Source organism: Paenibacillus sp. PvR098 (genome assembly GCF_017833255.1).
Taxonomy (GTDB): domain Bacteria; phylum Bacillota; class Bacilli; order Paenibacillales; family NBRC-103111; genus Paenibacillus_G.
In genome coordinates, this window is sequence record NZ_JAFIBU010000001.1 from 2,006,464 (window position 1) to 2,027,463 (window position 21,000).

General features: G+C 46.5%; 18 protein-coding genes and 1 pseudogene. 4 read left to right on the top strand and 15 right to left on the bottom strand.

Features of this window, described 5'->3' with window-relative positions; genetic code table 11:
- Nucleotides 1–16: 16 nt before the first annotated feature.
- The 4 genes from JOE45_RS10025 to JOE45_RS10040 are packed head-to-tail and all read right to left on the bottom strand — an operon-like array spanning nucleotide 17 to nucleotide 3,512.
- Nucleotides 17–772: an ABC transporter permease gene (locus JOE45_RS10025; RefSeq protein ID WP_210020334.1), complete on the bottom strand. Its 756-nt coding sequence runs from the start codon at nucleotides 770–772 to the stop codon at nucleotides 17–19.
- Nucleotides 773–786: 14 nt separating this feature from the next.
- The gene (locus JOE45_RS10030; protein ID WP_210020333.1) at nucleotides 787–1,572 is read right to left on the bottom strand and encodes an ABC transporter ATP-binding protein; all 786 of its coding nucleotides are present in this window, start codon (nucleotides 1,570–1,572) and stop codon (nucleotides 787–789) included.
- Between the two features lie 24 nt (nucleotides 1,573–1,596).
- Nucleotides 1,597–2,442, bottom strand: coding sequence for an ABC transporter permease (locus JOE45_RS10035; RefSeq protein WP_210020332.1), 846 nt, complete (start codon nucleotides 2,440–2,442; stop codon nucleotides 1,597–1,599).
- A gap of 17 nt (nucleotides 2,443–2,459) precedes the next feature.
- On the bottom strand, nucleotides 2,460–3,512 hold the full coding sequence (locus JOE45_RS10040; RefSeq protein ID WP_210020331.1) for an ABC transporter substrate-binding protein: 1,053 nt from the start codon (nucleotides 3,510–3,512) through the stop codon (nucleotides 2,460–2,462).
- A gap of 650 nt (nucleotides 3,513–4,162) precedes the next feature.
- On the opposite strand from JOE45_RS10040, the gene JOE45_RS10045 reads away from it, so the two are divergent.
- The gene (locus JOE45_RS10045) at nucleotides 4,163–5,047 is read left to right on the top strand and encodes a LysR family transcriptional regulator (protein WP_210020330.1); all 885 of its coding nucleotides are present in this window, start codon (nucleotides 4,163–4,165) and stop codon (nucleotides 5,045–5,047) included.
- A 579-nt stretch (nucleotides 5,048–5,626) separates the two neighbouring features.
- Here the strand turns inward: JOE45_RS10045 and JOE45_RS10050 are convergent.
- A complete protein-coding gene (locus JOE45_RS10050; protein ID WP_210020329.1) occupies nucleotides 5,627–6,706 on the bottom strand; it encodes an XdhC family protein in 1,080 nt (359 codons plus the stop codon).
- Nucleotides 6,707–6,751: 45 nt separating this feature from the next.
- Nucleotides 6,752–7,450, bottom strand: a complete 699-nt coding sequence (locus JOE45_RS10055; RefSeq protein ID WP_210020328.1) for a GntR family transcriptional regulator — start codon at nucleotides 7,448–7,450, stop codon at nucleotides 6,752–6,754.
- Nucleotides 7,451–7,794: 344 nt separating this feature from the next.
- Here JOE45_RS10055 and JOE45_RS10060 point away from each other — a divergent pair.
- Nucleotides 7,795–8,433: pseudogene (locus JOE45_RS10060) on the top strand (SpoVR family protein); the annotation flags it as partial.
- A 149-nt stretch (nucleotides 8,434–8,582) separates the two neighbouring features.
- Here JOE45_RS10060 and JOE45_RS10065 read toward each other — a convergent pair.
- The 7 genes from JOE45_RS10065 to JOE45_RS23995 all read right to left on the bottom strand — a co-directional run bounded on the left by JOE45_RS10065 (nucleotide 8,583) and on the right by JOE45_RS23995 (nucleotide 14,787).
- Nucleotides 8,583–8,783, bottom strand: coding sequence for a hypothetical protein (locus JOE45_RS10065; RefSeq protein WP_210020327.1), 201 nt, complete (start codon nucleotides 8,781–8,783; stop codon nucleotides 8,583–8,585).
- Nucleotides 8,784–8,827: 44 nt separating this feature from the next.
- Nucleotides 8,828–9,103, bottom strand: coding sequence for a hypothetical protein (locus JOE45_RS10070; protein WP_210020326.1), 276 nt, complete (start codon nucleotides 9,101–9,103; stop codon nucleotides 8,828–8,830).
- A gap of 175 nt (nucleotides 9,104–9,278) precedes the next feature.
- Nucleotides 9,279–10,046 carry a response regulator transcription factor gene (locus tag JOE45_RS10075; RefSeq protein WP_210020325.1) on the bottom strand — a complete coding sequence of 256 codons (768 nt, stop codon included), beginning with the start codon at nucleotides 10,044–10,046 and terminating at the stop codon, nucleotides 9,279–9,281.
- A 64-nt stretch (nucleotides 10,047–10,110) separates the two neighbouring features.
- Nucleotides 10,111–12,222, bottom strand: a complete 2,112-nt coding sequence (locus JOE45_RS10080) for a sensor histidine kinase (protein ID WP_210020324.1) — start codon at nucleotides 12,220–12,222, stop codon at nucleotides 10,111–10,113.
- Nucleotides 12,223–12,499: 277 nt separating this feature from the next.
- The gene (locus JOE45_RS10085) at nucleotides 12,500–13,849 is read right to left on the bottom strand and encodes an MATE family efflux transporter (RefSeq protein ID WP_210020323.1); all 1,350 of its coding nucleotides are present in this window, start codon (nucleotides 13,847–13,849) and stop codon (nucleotides 12,500–12,502) included.
- 218 nt (nucleotides 13,850–14,067) lie between these two features.
- A complete protein-coding gene (locus tag JOE45_RS23990) occupies nucleotides 14,068–14,526 on the bottom strand; it encodes a hypothetical protein (protein ID WP_348632520.1) in 459 nt (152 codons plus the stop codon).
- Nucleotides 14,527–14,565: 39 nt separating this feature from the next.
- Nucleotides 14,566–14,787 carry a class I SAM-dependent methyltransferase gene (locus JOE45_RS23995; protein ID WP_348632521.1) on the bottom strand — a complete coding sequence of 74 codons (222 nt, stop codon included), beginning with the start codon at nucleotides 14,785–14,787 and terminating at the stop codon, nucleotides 14,566–14,568.
- Between the two features lie 379 nt (nucleotides 14,788–15,166).
- Here JOE45_RS23995 and JOE45_RS10095 point away from each other — a divergent pair, with 379 nt between their 5' ends.
- Nucleotides 15,167–16,771, top strand: coding sequence for an ATP-binding protein (locus tag JOE45_RS10095; protein WP_210020322.1), 1,605 nt, complete (start codon nucleotides 15,167–15,169; stop codon nucleotides 16,769–16,771).
- A 108-nt stretch (nucleotides 16,772–16,879) separates the two neighbouring features.
- On the opposite strand, the gene JOE45_RS10100 is transcribed toward JOE45_RS10095, so the two are convergent.
- On the bottom strand, nucleotides 16,880–18,775 hold the full coding sequence (locus JOE45_RS10100; protein WP_210020321.1) for a PrkA family serine protein kinase: 1,896 nt from the start codon (nucleotides 18,773–18,775) through the stop codon (nucleotides 16,880–16,882).
- A 382-nt stretch (nucleotides 18,776–19,157) separates the two neighbouring features.
- On the opposite strand from JOE45_RS10100, the gene JOE45_RS10105 reads away from it, so the two are divergent.
- Entirely contained in the window at nucleotides 19,158–19,922 is a 765-nt protein-coding gene (locus JOE45_RS10105) for a DUF2161 domain-containing phosphodiesterase (RefSeq protein WP_210020320.1), read from the top strand.
- A gap of 82 nt (nucleotides 19,923–20,004) precedes the next feature.
- Here the strand turns inward: JOE45_RS10105 and JOE45_RS10110 are convergent, their stop codons facing one another.
- Complete coding sequence (locus JOE45_RS10110) at nucleotides 20,005–20,943, bottom strand: NAD(P)/FAD-dependent oxidoreductase (protein ID WP_210020319.1); 939 nt, start codon at nucleotides 20,941–20,943, stop codon at nucleotides 20,005–20,007.
- Nucleotides 20,944–21,000 lie beyond the last annotated feature (57 nt).

Sequence of the window (21,000 nt, forward strand, 5' to 3'; positions counted from 1 at the left end):
AACCGGTGTTCGGATACTATCCATGGGAAGGCTTAATCAATAATCGTTGTAGAAATCCAACTCCTTGCATAAGCAATAGACCTAATAGTCCGATAAATAAAATCATCGCGTATAACTCCGCCACTTGAAAGGCCGCTCCATATCGCATAATAATGGCCCCTATGCCTACAAGTGCAACTAGTTGTTCACCGATAATCAGCCCCTTAACTGCTCGGCCGATACCCAGCTGCAATCCATTCATGATCATGGGCAGCGCCGCCGGCAAAACAACCTTCTGCAGGATTTGTCCTTCATTAGCTCCAAATGAATATGCCATCTCACCTAAGGCTTTGCTTGCATGCCGCACTCCCGAAGAGGTTTGGACAATAATCACAAACACGGAGTAAAGAAAAACGACAGAAACAATACTTTGACTTCCAAGACCAAAGATTAGCACCAAAATAGGAACAAGCGCAGCCATAGGTGCGGCCATCAAAGTGTTAACATAAATGTCAAGCATGTATTCGGCAGTTTTGTAACGACCCATTAGCACGCCAACAACTAAACCAATAACAACGGCCAAACCAAATCCATATACCAGGCTCAATAAACTGTTCTGGATTGAGCTAAGAAATCTCTCGTTCGACCAAACGCTTAATCCCGCCTTAAGAACGTCAGTCAATGGAGGTAACATAAAGGTAAGTTCCATTTGGCCTAATATCTCCCAGAGAATAATGAGTGGGATGAAAGCCGTGAAACCAATATATCGATTATTAGTTATTATCTTCAACAAAATCGCTCACCCCCTTATGCTACATCAAAACCGGTGTCTGCCTCAGACATCACTTTTTTCAACGAATCCCACATATACACTGTTAAATCCGCAAATCTCGGATCTTTACGAATCGATTCGTCACGGTCACGAGGCAGATCGATATCTATAATCTCTTTAATATAGCCTGGACGTGTGGCCATGACGGCTACGCGATCCGACAGGAACACGGCTTCATCCATCGCATGAGTGACGAAAATGACCGTTTTCTTTTCTCCCTGCCAAATCCGCAGTAAATCTTCCTGCAAAATTTGACGCGTTTGCGCATCCAGAGCCCCAAAAGGCTCATCCATCAAGAGAATATCCGGATTGACCGCTAGCGCGCGAGCAATTCCCACTCTTTGCTGCATCCCTCCGGACAGCTGGCTTGGGTACTGTTTAGCGAAATTCGTGAGTCCGACCTTTTTAATATATTCGAAGGCGATTTCTTCACGTTCTTTCTTATTAATAGACCGTAGCTCTAAACCAAAGGCAACATTCTCCAAGACAGTTAACCAGGGAAGCAGGACGAAGTTTTGGAAAACAACCGCTCGATCCGCTCCGGGCTTATCGATTACTTGATTATTGATCTTAATTTGCCCCTCACTAGGTTTCACTAGCCCATCGATCATCTTTAACAGCGTCGTTTTCCCGCAACCGCTTGGTCCTAGAATTGACAAAAACTCATGATCACGAATGTCCAAATTCACGTTCTTCAGCACTTCAAAAACGCTCTTATCCTCTTTAACGTATCGCATATTAACCCCGCTGACACTAATCATGCTCCAATCCCCTTTACCATTAAATTAGCGTTTCCAATGAAGCAGCTTACGTTCCACCAGTTGAACAGCCTGTAGAATGAGAACACTGATTACCAACATAAGCAGGACGGTCGCAAAAAGCTTCGGTGCCAAGAATTGCGCTGCGTAATTGTCAAGGATACGCCCCAATCCTACCGAAACGATAAGCATTTCAGCTACAATCATACCTACTAGTGCACGAGCCGTTCCCAATTTGACCCCCGCCATGATTCCCGGCAGAGATGCTTGAAAGATGATCTTGCTGAACATTTGCCAAGACGTAGCACAGAAGGATCGACCTAGTTCCACATAGGAACGCTCTAGTCTCTTCACCGCAGCATAAGTGCTCATTACAACTTCAGGAGCCGCAAACAAAATGACAGTTACGATACGCGACAAAACATCAATTCCAAAAATCATCGTTACAATCGGTACTAATGCGGACATCGGCAAGACAATGAGAAACATCATATAGACTCTCATAACCTCCCCAATCTGCCTGAACTGTCCCATCAGAAGTCCCAAAGGAATTGCGATGAACAATGCAACAATTAAACCTACAAGAAAGGTTGAAAAGGTCTGGCCAAAGGAAATCCATAGCTCGGCTGTTCCCATCATTTCAAATAAACTCACAATGACCGAACTGGCAGGAGCAAACGTTAACGGATTTTGGAATCTGCCGTATACTTCCCAAATGGCAAAAAATAAAATGACGGAACAAATTCTTATCATAGTCGGATACCAGCTTTGTCCAGTAAGCGATATTTTAGGATTCGTGACAAAGCGAGGAGAAGGATTAAGCCTTCGGCCTGTTTGTTTTACAGTTGTTTCCGCTGATGATGGTGATTTCAAAAGAAGGCCCCCTTAGATTATGGAGTCAATACTTTCAATGCATCGAAGTCGAAATATTTGGATAAATCAAGGGCTGCCGGGTCCACTTTTACTGTTCCGGTTTCAATGAAAAACTCCATACTTTTCTTAGTTGATTCTTCTGTAAGTCCGCCTGTCGTGTCCCAAATTCCATTCTCGATAAAGCTGCGAATCGTTGCTTCAACAATTGCCGGTTCAATATCCGGAAAATACTTTTTCCCCTGTTGAACAGCGAATTCCGGATCGTTATTAATTTTTTTAGAGGCTTCCGCTAACGTTGTTACTACCAGCTCCATCGTCTCGGGATGATTTGCAGCCCATTTGCTATCTACCGCCATGCCAATATTAATGATTTCCGGATATTCTTTAGCGAATGAAAATACGTCATGAATCTTGCCAGGATTTGAATTTTCAACTGCAATAAAATCAGAAAGCTCGATTAGCGTCGCATCCGTTTGTCCGTTGATTACAGCTTGCGCCCGTACCTCGCTGCCCGGAATAATCATTTTTTTAGTATCTTTTAACTCATAGGTCTTTACAAGCCATTCATAGATGGCGTTAGTTGTTGAAGTTTCACTGTGGACCGCGATTCGTTTACCTTCTAGATCCTTAATATTTTGTATTTCAGGCGACGCTACCAATAACCAGGACATCCCTATTTCTTCCCAGAACATTTTCATGGATGCTCCGCCGTCAGCCGCCGAAATATAATTCGTGGGGCTGTTTCCTGCCGAAATATGATGCCCTCCCTGGACGACAGATTGTACAGATAAATTCGGCTTAGCTAAAAAGTCGGTTGTTACGTCAACCCCTTTTTCTTTAAGCATATCCCATGCAACTAATGAAGGCAGGAGAGAAAAAGATGTATCAACACCGTAAGCAATTTTAACATTCATCTTCTCTTGACTCGCTTCCGAGCCAGCAGATGATGCATTATTTCCCGAACTTTCGGATGCCGTAGTATTTTCTTTCCCGCACGCTGTAACAGCTAACATAATACATACTAACAATAAATACAGGAACAACCCTTTTTTCCTAAAAGCCATCAACATAACTAACACTCCTTTTTTTATATGGACCAATTTTTGAAGCATACGTTATCTGATTTTCTGATTATCTAGCCCGGATGTTATTCAATGCTCTTTCTTATTAGAATAAATGACTAATGGAATTCCACCACCTAACTAAACAAATTTTGCTGCAGCTTGTGAAGATGCCACCCTAACAAAAACATGACATAATAAGATAATATAATGTAAACTTTGTCAGAGTGGTTTGCCTTACCTTCTACCAACCGAGACTTTCAAGACACAAGATACAGTACTTTTTTTATGTTTTCCTTAAAAATATTATAAAATATATAATGTAGAATTGGGAAATACATCATTTTTATGAAATTATATGTTTTTTGAATATTAGTTTGATTCTATAGATGTGTTTAGAGTGCGAAATGAGAAACCAATTTACAATTATATTTTATTCTAATGTTATTTTTTATGACATTTATTATAATTATATTTTAATAATTAATGTTTATTATAATAAATTTCGCTTCAAAACCCAGTTATTCCATGGACGAATAATTATATATGTTATATAATATTTTTTGTAGAAGTATTTTCCACTTATCGATCCGATATATGTTATATAACTTTACATGATATTTTTATTTAAACAAGAAACGATACTCTGAAGGGAGTTTTTGATCATTAACATTGTATATCTTGAAACATTTCTGATCGTTTGTGAGTATGGGAATTTTACAGAAGCAGCCAAACAACTTTTCGTTCCACAACCAACGGTAACAAATCGAATAACTTTTTTAGAAAATGAATTCGGTCAAGAGCTTTTTGCAAGAGGAAAATCGGGGAAAAGAAATGTTAAACTTACCCGCGCAGGAGAATTATTTTTACCATACGCTCGACAGATTATTACTTCTATGAAGTTGGCCAAGCAAGAATTAAGTCACTCCAATTACTTTACAATAGGAAGCTCCATTCCTTTAAGCCACCCTTTTATCTATAAAGTAATTCAAGATTTATCTACTCTAAACGAACACTTGAATGTACATCTAACCTTTTTGGAATCATCTAATGTGTTACAAGCATTAAGCGAAAATGATGTTGATATAGCTTTCACATCCGATTTAATCAAGGATGGAAAATATCAAAGTCATTTGCTCGGATCTGAGGAATTCAGTTTAATTCTCCCTGCCCGTCATTCCTTATCTAGTTACTCATGCTTAAAAAATTTCGAATGCATGAAACATGAAAATCTAATCTTTTTTGAACCCTATAGAAATAATGTTGAAGCTCTATCCGAAATAAGTGCCAAGAAGAAGCTTTTCTCAAACCAGATTGGAATTATTAAAAATCTAATTAACCATTATTACGGAGTAGCTTTTTTACCCCCTTTAATACTAAATAAAGAAATTAATAATAATGAAATGGTCTGTATTCCCTTATCCAAAGAAATTCAATTAAATAATATAAACTATTATTTAACTTATAATAGTAATAATTTGGTGAATAAGGGCATCCTTTTAGATCAGAAACACTGGAATTTTCCTGCTAGCCAAGAAGCATGACGGGAAGATCATCTCTTCATATCTTTCGGAAACGCTTCCACAAATACTCCGACATCTCAGACGACTATTGATTCTCCCACCACGTCATAACTTAAGATTATTCCCCAGGCCAATCGGTGTGCGGGACCGCTACCTCCCAAGAAAGAATGGAAATTCACTTGGTCAATTACACCCAAATTTTGAAGCTGATATTTCGGTACGTGAACAAGAAGGATACGGAGAGCGCTTATGTGATTCAGCAACGGAATTTCCGCAGTATCGGCTGTTAGGGCTGTCTACTCAAGCTTTCTCACACGAAGTCAGCCAGCAACCAGGAAATAAGAGTAAGCTCACCGTACCTTCGGTTAGATGGCAGGTTAGTGAAAAGTTACGAATCGAAGAGGGCTTTAACTGAGTTCCCTGACGGTAATATGCGAACGTGGAGCGGCTCCTATGAATGCAAAAAGACATGTATTGAAAGGGACCGTCCGTTAAAGCTTAGCCCTTGTACATGTCGATCAAACAGCAAGATAAACTGCCGAAATGATTCGGATTTCTTTTGCATTCGTTTCCCGACAGCTGGAAGTTAGCCATTCTTTCCTAGACCCAATTCAACTCTTTTTGTTTTCTTGAAAGATTCCTCTCCTGTATTAATTCCGCCATAACACTAATGCTTATTTCCTCAGGTCCTTCTGCACCAATATTTATTCCTATTGGGGAGTGAATCATATCCGGTAAAGACTTATTTATAATCAATCGTTCAGTTCTTCTTCTTGGTCCCAATACCCCGAGATAAGCTGGAGGACAATGAAGAAAATGCTGTAAAATCTTTTGATCCCAATTAAAATTGTGGGTCATCACTAGAACGAAGCTTTGGGAAGGCAAGCGGGTAGACGCAAGATAAGTTTCCGGATGCTCGATGATTCTGTGGTCGGCTGTTGGAAAATTCTCTTCCGTACAACGACTGCTTCTCGGATCAATCACCGTGACCGAGAAATCCACCGAGGAGGCTAATTTAACCAATGGTTCAGCATCAGGGCCCGCTCCAAAAACGTACAGTGATTCTTTCGGGGTAAATAGTTCGAACAAAAAGTCGCTTTCAAGATCAAAAATATGAATCAATTTGGTGTTTCTTCTATTTTCAAGAATCTCTTTTACATAGGGAACAAGTTTTTGATTTTGATTTAGGTTGCTGTCCTGTTTCCCCCATATCATTTCTCCATCATGGGAATAAAGAAATTGAGTCCCTTGGTTATCTTTTCCTTTCACACACTTTGCAGAAACAATTCTTTTACCTCCCTCTAATAATCGATCTATCAGAGACCACACCGGTGTGCAATGATTCCATTCATCCTGTTCCCATACGATAGCTTCAATATATACCTCTATCTCCCCATCGCATCCCGCACTTTGCCCCCAAGAAAAATCGTCTGTTGATTTCAAATCATAAGTAACGCTTTTAGATGTATTGAATTTTATGACTTCTTGTGCGTGATGAATTAAATCCTCTTCCAGACATCCAGCACTAATTGTCCCATAGCGTCTTCCATCTTCGCCGAACAGCATTTTTGCGCCTTCGCGTCGGTAGGCTGACCCATCGACGCGAATAATAGTGGCCAAAGCAAACCTTATTCCCTTATTTTCTTTCATTGTTTTTAATATTCTATAAGAATCATTCATCAAACTCACTCTCCATTCCACGCTATAAAGAATAAGATCCGTCAATTATCTAAGTAATTCCACAGCCTTGGTTTCCTTTTCAGTATTGGAAGGATGTAAAATTAAATGCACCGAGTCCCATATATGTTCCACCATGCGAGAACGGGCTACTTTCCCATCCCTAGCCATTAGCGCCTCTAAAATCTTCTGGTGTTGATTATGAGTCGTGAAATGGCGATCTTTGTTGAGATTCCATGCCCTGATTTGTATCCAATTAATTCCCGTCCGAAGATGGGTTAGCATATTCTTTAAAGCTTGGTTGTCGCTGGCCTCCACAATAAGATCATGAAATTCATTATTAGATTCAACCCTCTCGGAAGCAAAATAAGTGGCTTCATCTTTTTCTCTTTCTTTATTTATAATAATTTCCATTTTTTCAAAAAACAATATATTCCCTCGTTCGGCCGCCAATTCTGCCGCTAGCCCTTCTAATTCAGCACGAAGTTGATAATAATCTTCTATTTCTTTAACTGAAAGATCTTTGACACGCACCCCATGATGGGGAATGGATTCTAATATCCTTTCCTGGACAAGCATTCGCAGTGCTTCACGAATAGGTGTACTGCTTACTCCCAATAATTCCTTAAGTTGGCGCTCCCTTATCCACTCCCCAGGTGGAAATTGCCCATTCAGTACAAAATCGCATAATCGCTTATATACTGTCATGGTTGTCGTTTCCTTAATAACCTTACCCGATAAATTCATGTTACCCACCCCTTTCACCAAACATCTTATTTAAAACTATCCCAACATCCTAGTAAACGTTTACGTATATATTTAAGTTTTAAACTTGAGAGTTCTTAGACGCTTAGCTTAGATTTAACCCCCCCTCTAATTAACCTTCCTTCATTTGTGTTCTTTCTTTATGGTTGCAATGGCTAAAATTTCTTTATTATTAAATTATAAGATACATTATATATAATGATAAATACTAACCCCTTATTGTTAAATAAATATTATGAATGTTAACCCCTTAAATGAAAGTGGCCGTTCTGATGGCATTTGCATTATCCGAACTCAAAAATGGTTAAAATAAAGCACCTTAGGAGAACGAAGGCTGGGCTTCGTATTGGCATCAACGCATTCTGCGCGAGCTTGATTTGACCGATGACGAAACGATTGAGTATGCGAAGCTCAACTCCTCGGTCGTTATACCTTCGCGGCACAGCTTGAACCCTTATTATCTGGGGCTCAAGATTTTTGAAGACATCGAGAAGCGTTGGGAGAACCCATCCAAAGAGGAGCGCGAGCGTTTGGGACGCAAGGGCGGTGAAGGGCGGCAAAAAATATTCGAGGTGCGGGAGTTTGATTCCGACATTTCGTTCGTCCGCAATTACATGACCAAGAAGCTGTGCGACGAGCTGGATCTGTATGTTTTCGAGAAAAAAGGGCCGGAATGGAAGATTACCGATAAGTCGTGGGAGAACGTTCGCGATCAGCTGGTCTATTCCCGCGTGAACGGCGGCTTCCCTTACATTGCGGTGGAGAACGGCGACTATGAACGGAACGGGGAACTGTATCTGAAACATATGTATGAAGGGATGGAGCTCGACCTGAAGTATGTGGAACGTACGATCCCTTATATCTATCGCCTCTGGGGCAAAACCGTACATCTGGAAAGCGTGATTGAATCGAAGCCCGTACTGTTCACCTATGATGGCAAGAAGCACAACCGGAAGTTTTTATGACATATTTTAATCGCGGCAGCATTGTGGTCATATTATCAGCAGCCTTTTACTTCAGAAATGAAACTACGGCATAATTTTTCATAATAAAATGACCATTTTCATCAGAAAATGGTCATTCTCTATTTCCAATATAACTTAGGGCCAATCTCTTACCTGGCATTCCGGAAACGTATATCCGACCAATCGTCATCAATCGCGGCCAGGCGCACACCCTCGAAGCCTAGATCTATAAGCGGCTGCCAGCCCTCATCCCGTGAAATATCCGCCTTGTATTTCTTCGACGTCTTCTTGGGGTATGCGAACCACAGCATTCCGCCCGGCTCGCCGCGTTTCACAGCCTCAGGCGCCAAGGCGGTTACGTCTTGACTGTTCCTCCCGATTGATCGCTCCGTGATCAGCTCTGTTTAGACTCCAGCTTACTTCTTGCTTCTTCCACCAGCTGATCGAACAGCTCGTCGTCTTCCTCAAGTACTTCCTCCAGCAACAGGATTTCCTTTTCGGGACCCGATTCATTGGCGAAATTTAAGCTGTACATCCATTCTTTGGCCTTCTTGCTGTGAAACGTAATTTCATATGGAGCCTGATGCCCTTCGCAGGTAAATTCCACCTGCCCGACATACCCATCCTCTTTGCTGTACGTCATGCCGGATTTGACGATTTGAATATTCATCCCGCCTGATCCCCCTTTGATATTGTGAGCTAAAAGCAATTGGTGCAGCCCTGTTCCCACAGTATACCACAACCCTGTAACGTCTGTGCTACCCAGACGTTTTTCGACGTTACAGCCCGCGGGAGCGGCGCTCGAGGCTACTGTCGCTTGCCGTTTCGCGAATATCTAACGTTCCTCACTCAGCCGGTGCCTGGTAAGGAGTCCGGTTTTTGCCATGAGGAGGTTGAAGCTCGAGGGCCACTTTGGCAAATCTGTACCCTACACCATGGACGTTGACGATGTAATGAGGGGACGGATGGCCGAGCTCGATTTTTTTACGGAGACTGCTAACATGTACAATAATTGTTCGCGTGTCGTTAAAGCACTCCTGATCCCATATTTCCCGAAACAGCTGCTCGTGACTGAACGTTTGCTCCGGACGGTAAGCGAGGAAGCTCAGAAGTTCGAACTCCTTGCGGGACAACATGACCTCTTCCCCATCTACCCTCACCACACGGCTTAAGGTGTTGATATGAAGCGAACCGATCGTAAGCTTGGATGGCTGGCCCTGGTCTTCTGACACCTCACTGCCGGCCAGATGCGGTCTGCGCAAGTTGGCCTGCACCCGGGCTATCAGCTCATTCGGACTGAAGGGTTTCGTAATATAATCGTCTCCACCCATATTTAACCCCATGATTTTATCCATTTCATCCTTCTTGCAGCTAAGAAACAAGATCGGCACGGATGAGATTTCACGCAGCTCACTGCAAACCTCGAACCCGCTTCGCCCGGGAAGCAGTACATCGAGTATGACCAAATCCGGCTGCTCCGCCGCGGTCAAAGAGAGTGCATCTTCCCCATTTTCCGCCCAAATGACCCGATAATTGTTTTTCTCCAAATATAGTCGGATGACCTCTCGTATCTCGACATCGTCTTCAACGACCATAATGGTTTGACCAGTCACTCCTTATTCCCCCCCAGTTCATAGTTATCTTTCACTTTGTTTTCTCAGACGGGAGAACTGTACCTCAGTCGTGCACCGAGGGTAAGGAAAAACTTATGACGGTTCCTTTTCCCTGACCCGAGCTCTCCACCCATATACGTCCGCCATGATACTCCACGATTTCTTTAGAAATAGATAAACCTAGCCCTTTACCTCCCGTCTCCAAATTCCGCGATTTGTTGTTAGTGTAGAACCTGTCGAACACATAGGGCAAATCTGCCGGGTTGATTCCGTGACCGCTGTCGCTGATGCGGCACAGCATACAATGACCGTCATCGATCATTTCCACATCAATCGAACCGCCTTCCGGAGTAAACTTGATGGAATTATGAATCAAGTTGCCGAACACCTGATGCATACGCTCCAGATCTACCTCTATGATCGAGAACATCCCCTGTCCATCGGACGCTCTCTTCAGATTCAGCTTATAATGAAGTCCTGCGTTTCGCGTATCCAGCTCATATCTGGTATACAGCAGCTCGGTCAGATGATCGGTTCGCATCGGCTTTTTTTTGAATACGACCTGCCTTGCCTCCAATTGGGAGAGGTGGAATAAGTCTTCAATCAGCCGGTCCATCCCAACTACCTTGCTGTGGATGATCTGAAGATAGCGCGCCTTCTGCTCTTCCGTATCCACCATTCCATCCATAATCGCCTCCACGTAACATTGAATTGTAGTAAGCGGAGTTCCGAGGTCGTGCGATACGTTGCTCAGCAAATGACTCCGCGAATTTTCCAAACGGGATAGTTCGTCGTTTTTCTGCTTTAACGCTTCATTGGCTTGTTCGAGGTCTGAGGTTCGTGATTTGATTTTGTCGTGGAGACTACTGTTAAGCTCGGTCAGCGCAGCCGACAGTTTCTCTTCATTCATATAAGCACGTGACCATTTGGTCGACAGCAGCATCGATTGGGAAAAAACAAAGATCAGCAGGCCATACCCCGACATTTGGTCTGTCGTCCGAACAAGCTCGTGTGCGTACAGCATGTCATTCACAATCGTCACAGAAAAAATAAAGCACGCTAATAGTATGATGCCGCTTCCTTCACGTTGACGTATAAAAGCGAGCGCTACGATCCTCATAATGTAAACAATGGCTGCTAACATCATCAATTGCAGCACGACCAGCGCTTTGGTGAACACCATCGTAGGGGACATCATGATAAACAATGAAAAGGCAAACATCGATGCGCATAAACCGAGGTTGATCTTCCGAGAGCTTTCGCACGGGAACAGATTCGAGAAGAAGAGTATGAACAAGGGAACGCCCAAGGATGCGGTCAAATATTCCAGCTTTATTAAAAGCATCCAATAAAATCCGGGGAACGCTCTCGTCAGTACAATTTCGCCAAGCAGCGACACCCGCAAACTGACCAAAAGGCAGAATAGGCCGAAAAACAACATAGACAGCTCTTTGGTTCTGACGGCAAACACGCCCAGATGATACAGTCCCATGATTAGAAGGCTGCCGATCAGCAGCGTGTCGAATCCGCTGAATAGCTCTTTTGTGCGGACAATGGACTCAACCTCGCCTAATTCAATAGGTTTAAGGATTCCACCTCTTTGATGGAAATAATTAGAAATCTGAAGCACTACATCCAACTGTGCATGCTGGGCATTCGCCACCGCAACCTGCGTGATATATTGTGGCTTGGAATCCAGCTTCGACGTTCCAACGGTACCCACCGATGCAATTTCTTGTCCATTCACCCACAGCCTGTAGGATGTATTCATTGTCGGAATCCAAAGCGCCAACTGGTGATCATCCTTCTCAGGAAGAAGCACCTTGAGCCGATAAGTGGCAAAGCCTTCACCCGGGAGCGCTTCACCGTCCATCTGCATTCCGTTCCAAGCTCCGGGAATGGCGGAGTAACTCCGCGCTAGAGGGTCTGAATCACCGGTGAGCTCATCTGGCGGGACAAGCCGATTCCAAAAAAATTCCCATTGACCGCTCAGCGGCACGGATTCATGCTGCTGCCAATCCCAGCTTTGCAAATCCAAGACACCCTTGTCTGCTTCAGGAGGAGAAGAAACGGACGAGAAGAATCGGCTGCCTTCCAAATAAAGAACCAGAGCGAGAATAAGCGACAGCAGGATAAACGCGGTGAACCGGGGGTAGTAGATTCTTTGGCTAGGCATAGGTTTGTTACCACCCTCCAGGACTTTGATAACGGATCCGGCACGATGAATACCCAATCCAAGCCCATCACTTTTTACAAAACATCCTTCTTAATCTGGCATCAGCGTAATTTGCCTTTTATTCGGTATATCTAACGGATGGATTACATGTTAATTCGCTTACCCCGTTGAAAATCCTGCTTGTCCATTAGGAAAACAAATTCCCCGCGGAGGGCTCCTTTGAGCTATCCCTAGCAGGGAATTCTCGGATCTAGCATCTCGATTTCGAACTTCTCCATTACTTCAGACGTGCCGCGTCCCAATTCGTTCGATAAAAACGAATGCACAACACAATCGCAAACAAGGCAAGAAACACATAGAGTGAAATCCATGCCCCTGTGCTTCCTAGCCCTACCGTAAACGTTAGTACGTAGGCTAAGGGGATAAATACCAGCCAGTTGAGCAGCAGCGACACGCGGAGGAGAAAAGTAGTATCGCCCAGCCCGCGCAGTGCGCCGGCATAATAGTTAAGCAGCCCGTCAAATAACTGCAGGAAGGCCGAAATCATGATCAGCTGGCCGGCCAGCGTATAGACTGCCGGGTCACTCGTATAGAGACGAGCAACCCTTTCAGGGAAAGCAAACTCAGCGATACCCAGCACCAGCAGAAACAGGCTGCCGAGTACGGCGACATCCGTACCGAGCCTTCTGGCGAGGTAAGGCTCTCCGCGGCCGATTTCTTGTCCGACGAGAATCGTAGCCGTTGCCCCGAAAGCAAAGGCCGGCATGTACCCGAGCGCCATCACGTTCAAGGCAATCTCATTAGCGGCTAACGCCTCCGTACCAAGTCTGGTGACAAAGATCGTAAATATGAACATAGCTCCGCTCATCGCCAGCTCCTGCACTCCTAGCTTCCCGCTTTCGCCCACTATTAAACGGAACTCCGAGCGGTCAAAGGAGAACCGGCGGCGTGTGCCATAGCGGTGATGAAGACGAAAGAAATACACATACGCGCTGCCGATGAGACCGAGCGCCTCCCCGATCAACACCGCGAGTCCCGCACCCGGTAGTCCTAGCTCGGGGAAGCCCAGGTTGCCGTAAGTCAAAGCATAAGTAAAAAAGATCATAGCGCCGTTGGCTATAAGCGACATCAGCATCGGCGTCCGTGTATCCCCGATTCCGCGAAGGAAGCCGTGAAACACGAAGCTGACCGTAAAGCAAGCGATGGCAAACAATCGCAACTTCAAATAGTCGGCCCCTGTAGTGACAAGCTCCGAGGAACCTCCTATAAGCTTCAATATGAGCGCCGGCATCAGCCAACCCGTGAGCACAACCAGAAGAGCTACCCCCACGCCGACGTAAAGCGCAATATACGTTCGCCTCACTGCTTGGTCCATCTGCCCTGACCCGTAATTTTGCGCCACCAAATAATTGACTGAATAACCGAAGCCGGAGCAAAGCGCCCAGGCATTGTACGCAATAATATTCGAAACGCCGACGACCGCGATGACCAGCGCCCCCATCGGCCCCACCATGATTAAATTGATCGTTCCCGTAACCGTACCCGATGCAAAAGAGATGATGGAAGGGAGCGCCAGCCCGAGAATCAGCTTCCAATGCCTTGTAAATTCCGCTAGCCATTTGTTCATGTGCGAATACCCTGATCCCTTTCATGGTTTGAAGACACCTTACCATTGTGACTGAAATCAAGGCTACGAACAAGTGGCAGCATTCCCCCGAACCTTCCCAACCCGCACCACGGACGAAAAAAAGAGAAGAAGTCCGAATCCTATGAGCATATGAGCAATTTGAAAGGAGCTTCTTTCCATGGATAATGCACTCAAATCAATCATCGAAGAACTAGCGTCTATCCAAAGACGTTATTCTCATATTCATACCAGTTTTGAACGCATCGAGCAAAAAATGTCCTGTATGGAGCAGGAGGTTGGACGGTTGGAGAATCGTACTGCCTTACTGGCACTGCCCGATCAGGACAGCCAGTCTGTTCAGCAGGTTTAACGGCCTTGATCCGTATCCTGCGGTAATCCGCTACCCATTGCCGGCCGTCATACAGCTTTGACCTCAAGCTGTCTTCACATCGGAGGCAGACATCTTCCCGCTGCGCTTCGGACAGTCCGGCAAAGAGCGTCCCCGCGAAAGCAGCCAACCAATGCCGCAATCCCCGTTCTCCGTCATCCAGCGGCGTAAGCCGGTCGTAGAGCTCCGCATAGCCTACGGCAAATCCTTGCTTTTCCAATAAAGAGGTATACTTACTCCCCGATGCTCGGAAAAAACCAGGGATACCGTTCCTCCACCGGAATTCCATAACTCCTCACCGCTTCGCTCAACGCTTGAACGATGGCGCTCACATTCCCGAATCCTCCGAGCTGTCGAGGCCGGTAACGCCTGCTCCGCTAAGGCTGATCTCATAAGTCAAATCTCCCGTCCCACAGCCCAAGTCCAGTATGCGTTCCTCTGCCTTCGACTGCAGCAGCCCAATAAAGCCTTTACCTAAGCGCGATCCATACCCCATCTGCTCATTGTAATGCTCGGCATCCCATTGTTGTTCCTTCGACGTCTCTTTCACCTATAATCAATCAAAAAAACGCTCACTTCCCGGTACTTCATCATAACCTGCTTGGCGCGACCGCCCTTCCCGCGGTCATTCGCTTGCTACCTGACAAAATAGGGCTCAGATGGCGTTTTTATCTTTTCCAATATGGTTTTCCGGAGCCAGCGATATGGAGGCCTGCTCCATCCTTGCCCACCGCCTGAGTTCATCAACATTTATTTTCTTGTTTTCATTTACTAACTAATTTAGTAGACGATATAATGAATTATCTGTGAAATGGTAGAAGTACCCTTCGGTACATACTTTTTATTACAATTATAACTTATTTTGTTCACTAACTAGAGCTCCATGATATAATTGAATCGAATGAGACAGGAAGGTGATTTTAAAAAAAATGCAAAAAATTCCAGTCATTCGCAACAAAAAAAGCTCTGACATCACCCTCATCCCTTCCGATGAAATTGTAAAAATAGAATGCATACGTAATAACGAATATATTATCCATACAGTCTCCGATAAGTTTTACTGGGCGGCTTCTCTGGAAGCATTCGAAGAGCTGCTGTATGAGGAAGGGTTTCGGTTAATCGATCAGATGAACGTGGTCAACATGAACCATGTGACGGAGTACGAGCCCCGAAAGGGAACCGTCACCTTACGTTCCGGCGATTCAACCCGTTACAAGACCGCATCCGCGGCATGGATTCACGGGGAGCACATCACTAATCTCATGAGCCTGTTTCGCAAGATGAAGGAGCTTGATCACGGGATTCTCCCGGAAGACGACGGCGACGATATCTTCGAAACGATCCTAGCTCAGGAAGAGGATCATCGATTTGCCCGTTCTTATGCCATGATTAAAGCGCTTTATGATAAAAAGAAGGCAGAAATCTCGCTTGAGGAGAGCGAACTCCGCTATAAATCTTTGTTCGAGCATAATCCTGATCCCATCATTTCCTTTAATTTGAGCGGCCACATCACCAGCGTCAATCCGGCTATGCACAGTGTGGCCGGCTACACGGAGAAAGATCTGCTTCAAAAGACGATTCATGCTTTCATTCCGGAGGATCAGTTCCCCCGATGGATCAAATATTTCAAAGAAACGTTGGACGGCTCTACTTCACACTTTGAGATTACCTTCTATAACAGGGACGGGCAGCCGATCGAACTCAGCGTTTTAAGTTTCCCTATCTTCGTAGGCAAGCAAATTGCAGGCGTCTACATGATCGGTCAAGACATCAGCGAGCGTAAACGCGCGGAAGAGATGATTATCCGCTCCGAGAAGCTTTCCATCGTCGGCCAACTAGCGGCAGGCGTAGCGCATGAGATCCGCAACCCGCTCACATCTCTTAAAGGCTTCGTGCAGCTGATGCAGACCAAAGTAAGCGGCTACGACCACTATTTCAGCATTATGCTTGATGAGCTGGAACGAATCAATTTTATCGTCAGCGAATTTTTGGTCATTGCCAAACCCCAGTCGGTTCGATCTCAACCGAAGGATGCGGAGGCCATCCTGCAAAGCACCATCGTGCTGCTTAGCTCTCAGGCTATTATACACAACGTGGAAATCACCGTTCATGCGGACCCGGATTTGCCGAAAATCAACTGCGACGAAAATCAGATCAAACAGGTATTTATCAATATATTAAACAACTCTATCGATTCCATGTCAGAAGGCGGAGAGCTTCATATCGAGTTGAAAATGTCGGAAGACGGAAGACTTCTTATGCGTTTTGCCGACCAAGGCTGCGGTATTCCTCAGGACCGGATTGCAAGGTTGGGGGAACCCTTCTACACCACCAAGGAAAAGGGTACGGGACTAGGTCTTATGGTGACCTTCAAAATCATTGAAAATCATGGTGGAAAAATGAAAATAAACAGCGAGCTCGGCAAAGGAACGACCGTGGAAATCTTCATGCCTGCTCTTCCAATTGACCATCCATCCAAGAGTGAGGATGAGCCCGAAGCAAGCTATCATACCAATGCCTTCAATGAATCGTAATGCCAAAAACAGCCTCCCGGCCCGTTCGGACCTGGGAGGCTGTTCCGCTGTCTTCGATAAACTGACCCCAATGTACTGCAGGGTAGGCCGGCCATCCCATGCTGCTCTTTACCTGTTCAACAGACTGCCGACATATCGCAGCAGCTCGTTAGCCGAGGCTGTGGTGTAGCCGTGCTCTTCCACCAGACGTTTAATCACCTCGTTGATCCGCTTCAATTGGTTTTCATCCGGTGTTTTCGTGGACGTCGTTATTTTGACGATATCCTTCAGGTCGGTAAACAGCTTCTTCTCAATCGCCTCGCGCAGACGCTCGTGGCTGCTGTAATCAAAACGCCGGCTTTTACGGGAGTAGGAAGACATGCGGATCAAGATTTCCTCCCGGAACGCTTTCTTCGCATTCTCCGAAATCCCGATTTGCTCTTCGATGGAACGCATCAGTCTTTCGTCCGGATCCATCTCTTCTCCGGTCAGCGGGTCCTTGATTTTCGTCCAATTGCAATAAGATTCTATGTTGTCCAGATAGTTGTTGAAGAGCGTTTTGGCCGACTCTTCAAAGGAGTATACAAACGCCTTCTGCACCTCTTTTTTGGCCAGCTCATCGTACTCTTTCCGCGCTATCGAAATAAAATTGAGGTACCTCTCCCGCTCCTCCTTGGAGATGGAAGGATGCTGGTCAAGTCCGTCCTTCAGCGCGCGAAGCACATCCAGCGCATTGATAAACTCCAGGTCATGACGGATAAGCGCACTGGAAATCCGGTTGATGACGTAGCGCGGATCGATACCGCTCATGCCTTCTTCCAAATATTCGTTCTGCATCTCCTTGAGGTCCGCTTCCTTGTAGCCCTCGACTTCCTCCCCATCGTACATACGCATCTTTTTCACGAGATCCATGCCCTGCTTTTTGGATTCCTTGAGACGGGTGAGAATGGAAAAAATCGCCGCCGCGCGAAAGGAATGAGGCGCGATGTGAACATGCTTCATGTCGCTTTGCTTAATCAGCTTGGCATAAATTTTCTCTTCCTCCGACACCTTCAGATTGTAAGGAATCGGCATTACGATCATCCGCGACTGCAGCGCTTCGTTCTTTTTGTTGGAGATGAACGCTTTGTACTCGGATTCATTCGTGTGCGCAATGATGAGCTCGTCGGCTGAAATAAGCGCAAAACGGCCCGCTTTGAAGTTACCCTCTTGGGTTAGCGAGAGCAGGTTCCAGAGGAACTTCTCATCGCACTTGAGCATTTCCTGGAACTCCATCAAACCGCGGTTTGCTTTGTTCAGCTCCCCGTCGAACCGATACGCCCGCGGGTCCGACTCGGAGCCGTATTGGGTGATCGTCGAAAAGTCGATACTGCCCGTTAAATCGGCAATGTCCTGAGATTTGGGATCCGAAGGACTAAATGTACCTATTCCGATCCGGTTATCTTCAGAAAGCAGCACGCGTTCAACCAGCACATCCTCAATGCGGCCGCCGTACTCCTCCCGAAGACGGATTTGGCAGGACGGACACAGGTTGCCTTCGATCTTGACGCCAAGCTCGGATTCCACCTCCGGACGAAGCTCATGAGGTATCAGATGAAGCGGCTCCTCATGCATCGGGCAGCCCTTGATCGCGTATACCGCACCTTCATCGGTACGGGAAAACTGCTCGAGACCTTTTTTGAGTATGGTCACGATCGTAGACTTACCTCCGCTCACCGGACCCATAAGCAGAAGAATCCGTTTGCGAACATCAAGACGCCGGGCTGCGGAATGGAAGTATTCCTCCACAAGCTTCTCGACCGCCAGATCGAGGCCGAAAATGTCTTTCTCAAAAAAGGCATACTTCCGACGCCCATTCTCCTCCACTATGCCTTGGGAGGCAATCATCTCGTACACTCGTGCATGAGCCGTCATAGCCAACCGCGGGTCATCCCGCAGCTTCGCGATATACTCGGCGAACGTTCCCGTCCAAGCCAGCCTTTCTGTTTCCGTGCGATAATCGGCGATTTTCTTGAATAAGTTCATGATTCAACCTCCCTAGGGTTTTGCGTAGCAAAACCTTCTTCGAAAGAATAGGTCGGGCTTTGCATGACAAAACCGATTTCGAAAGCATCCGCTGCATGGCACAGTACTAAACCCGCTTTGAAAGGCTTCTCCAGGGTGACGTCCATACATGCTAAGTGCAGCCTTATGTTATCTTCCCTGACATCTTCTTTAAATTTGAAGTGTATTAAATACCTATGCAGCAGAGAGGAGTAAGTTGACCGAAATTTTAGACAAAATTGGCCAAAACCTTAAAAGAGATGTAGGGCATATACGGAGGGAAACCATGATCATGGGGAGGAAGGGGCAAGATCAGCTGTGGTATAATGACTGTACGATGAAATACAAAAAGGAGTGCGACACCATGGCCATCAAAAGCGAAACCGAGCTGTACGCCCCGGTCAAAGCCTATCTGGAGCAGCTCGGATACCAGGTCCGCGGTGAAGTGCGCCACTGCGATTTGGTAGCGGTTCGCGAAGAAGACCCCCCTCTAATCGTCGAGCTCAAAAAAAGCTTTTCCATCCCCCTTCTGCTGCAGGCCATTGATCGTTTGCGGATCAGCAGGTTCGTGTACGTCGCTTTTGAACGCCCGAACAAAGGCAGGGCTCCGCATGGAGCAAGCTGGCCCGAGCTGCGCAAGCTGTGCGGCATGCTGGGGCTTGGCATGATCACGGTGCAGTTCTACAAAACCCGCAAGCCCCGCGTTGAGGTCGAATGCCATCCGCCGGATATTTTCACATCTGCTGCCCCTGATCAGACGAAAGGACCCCGCCATAACAAATACGCCGCGGGTAAGCTGATGCGGGAGTTTCATGAACGGAGAGCCGATTACAACGTCGGGGGGAGCACGAGGCGGAAGCTCATCACCGCTTATCGCGAAAAATCGATTCACTTAGCCACCCTGCTGCAGCAGTTCGGACCGATGAGCCCGCGGCAGCTTCGTGATCTGACGGGCAATGCCCAAGCAGCAAGCATGCTGCAAAAAAATTTCTATCTCTGGTTTCAGCGCATCGACCGAGGGATCTACAGCCTGTCTCCACTCGGGTTAGAAGCTTTGACAACCTACGCTCACGTAGCGGAGGCCCTTCCAATTCCGAGCTCTATCGATTCCGCGAGAGAACAGGTATAACTCATCTGGACTTCCGGTAGTCATAGAGTAATAGATTCCTCGGGGAAAGCTGGAGCCATGGCGACTCTTGCAGCCCATCACGCTAGGATTGTGCCGTAACCGCCTTATCGGCTGTTCGCTTCAGCAATTCCTTGTGCATCCAGATGGCGGCCTGCGCCCCTTCCCCCATAGCAATCGTTAGCTGCTCCGAATGAACGCCGATGTCTCCAGCTGCCCAAACGCCAGGCACACGCGTCATTTTGGTGCGGGGGTCCGTTACGATATGCTTATTCTCCAGCCGTTCCAATCCGAGGGAAGCGGCCCATTCCGTATGGACCGCGTTGCCGCCGAAGGCAATAAATCCCCTCTCCCCGTCAATAATCCGTCCGTCCGTAAGCCGTACGCCGCCGAATGTCCCCTCCGCTCCACCTTGGCCGCTCAGCACCTGAGCAATCTCCGTTTCCTCAACCACAATCCCTCGCTGCTTCAGCTTGTCCAGTTTCTCGCTCCCCACTGCGGTACGTTCGTGATTCACGAACACAATCCGATTCGTCCAGTAATGCAGTGTCAAAGCCATCTCTGCTCCGACGTTACCCGCTCCCATTACAATGGTCCGCTTGTCGCTTACTTCATAACCGTCGCAATCGGGGCACACATATACACTGAGTCCCAACGTCTCTTCCAGCCCCGGCAGCGGCGGATAGCGGTCTGTTATCCCCGTTGCGATGAGCAATGTCCGTGATTGGACCGAGGCTCCCCCGTCCGACAGGCTAATCTCGAAATCTTCACCGAATTTCGCAGCCGCCACCGCCTCGTCTTGTCGAAAGCTGACGCCGAGCCGCTCCGCTTGTTGTCTTCCAAGACGCCTTAATTCACTGCCCGCGATGCCATCAGGCCATCCGAGCACATTGTGGTAGCTGCGGCAAAGCGTCGATCTCCCGCGTCCCTTATCCACAACAAGCACCTGGTGGCGGTACCGTCCCAGCTGAATGGCGGCCTGCAGTCCCGCAATCCCGCCTCCGACGATCATGCAATCGTACATACTCCTCGTCCTTTCTCTAACCGTTTCCTATAGCTTCCCTCTCCCCCTTTTTTCCAT

Coding starts and splice junctions, on each gene's coding strand:
- JOE45_RS10030 (WP_210020333.1), bottom strand. CDS start 1,572: ATGATTAGTGTCAGCGGGGTTAATATGCGATACGTTAAAGAGGATAAG.
- JOE45_RS10040 (WP_210020331.1), bottom strand. CDS start 3,512: ATGTTGATGGCTTTTAGGAAAAAAGGGTTGTTCCTGTATTTATTGTTA.
- JOE45_RS10050 (WP_210020329.1), bottom strand. CDS start 6,706: ATGAATGATTCTTATAGAATATTAAAAACAATGAAAGAAAATAAGGGA.
- JOE45_RS10055 (WP_210020328.1), bottom strand. CDS start 7,450: ATGAATTTATCGGGTAAGGTTATTAAGGAAACGACAACCATGACAGTA.
- JOE45_RS10070 (WP_210020326.1), bottom strand. CDS start 9,103: ATGAATATTCAAATCGTCAAATCCGGCATGACGTACAGCAAAGAGGAT.
- JOE45_RS10080 (WP_210020324.1), bottom strand. CDS start 12,222: ATGCCTAGCCAAAGAATCTACTACCCCCGGTTCACCGCGTTTATCCTG.
- JOE45_RS10085 (WP_210020323.1), bottom strand. CDS start 13,849: ATGAACAAATGGCTAGCGGAATTTACAAGGCATTGGAAGCTGATTCTC.
- JOE45_RS23990 (WP_348632520.1), bottom strand. CDS start 14,526: ATGGAATTCCGGTGGAGGAACGGTATCCCTGGTTTTTTCCGAGCATCG.
- JOE45_RS10095 (WP_210020322.1), top strand. CDS start 15,167: ATGCAAAAAATTCCAGTCATTCGCAACAAAAAAAGCTCTGACATCACC.
- JOE45_RS10100 (WP_210020321.1), bottom strand. CDS start 18,775: ATGAACTTATTCAAGAAAATCGCCGATTATCGCACGGAAACAGAAAGG.
- JOE45_RS10105 (WP_210020320.1), top strand. CDS start 19,158: ATGGCCATCAAAAGCGAAACCGAGCTGTACGCCCCGGTCAAAGCCTAT.
- JOE45_RS10110 (WP_210020319.1), bottom strand. CDS start 20,943: ATGTACGATTGCATGATCGTCGGAGGCGGGATTGCGGGACTGCAGGCC.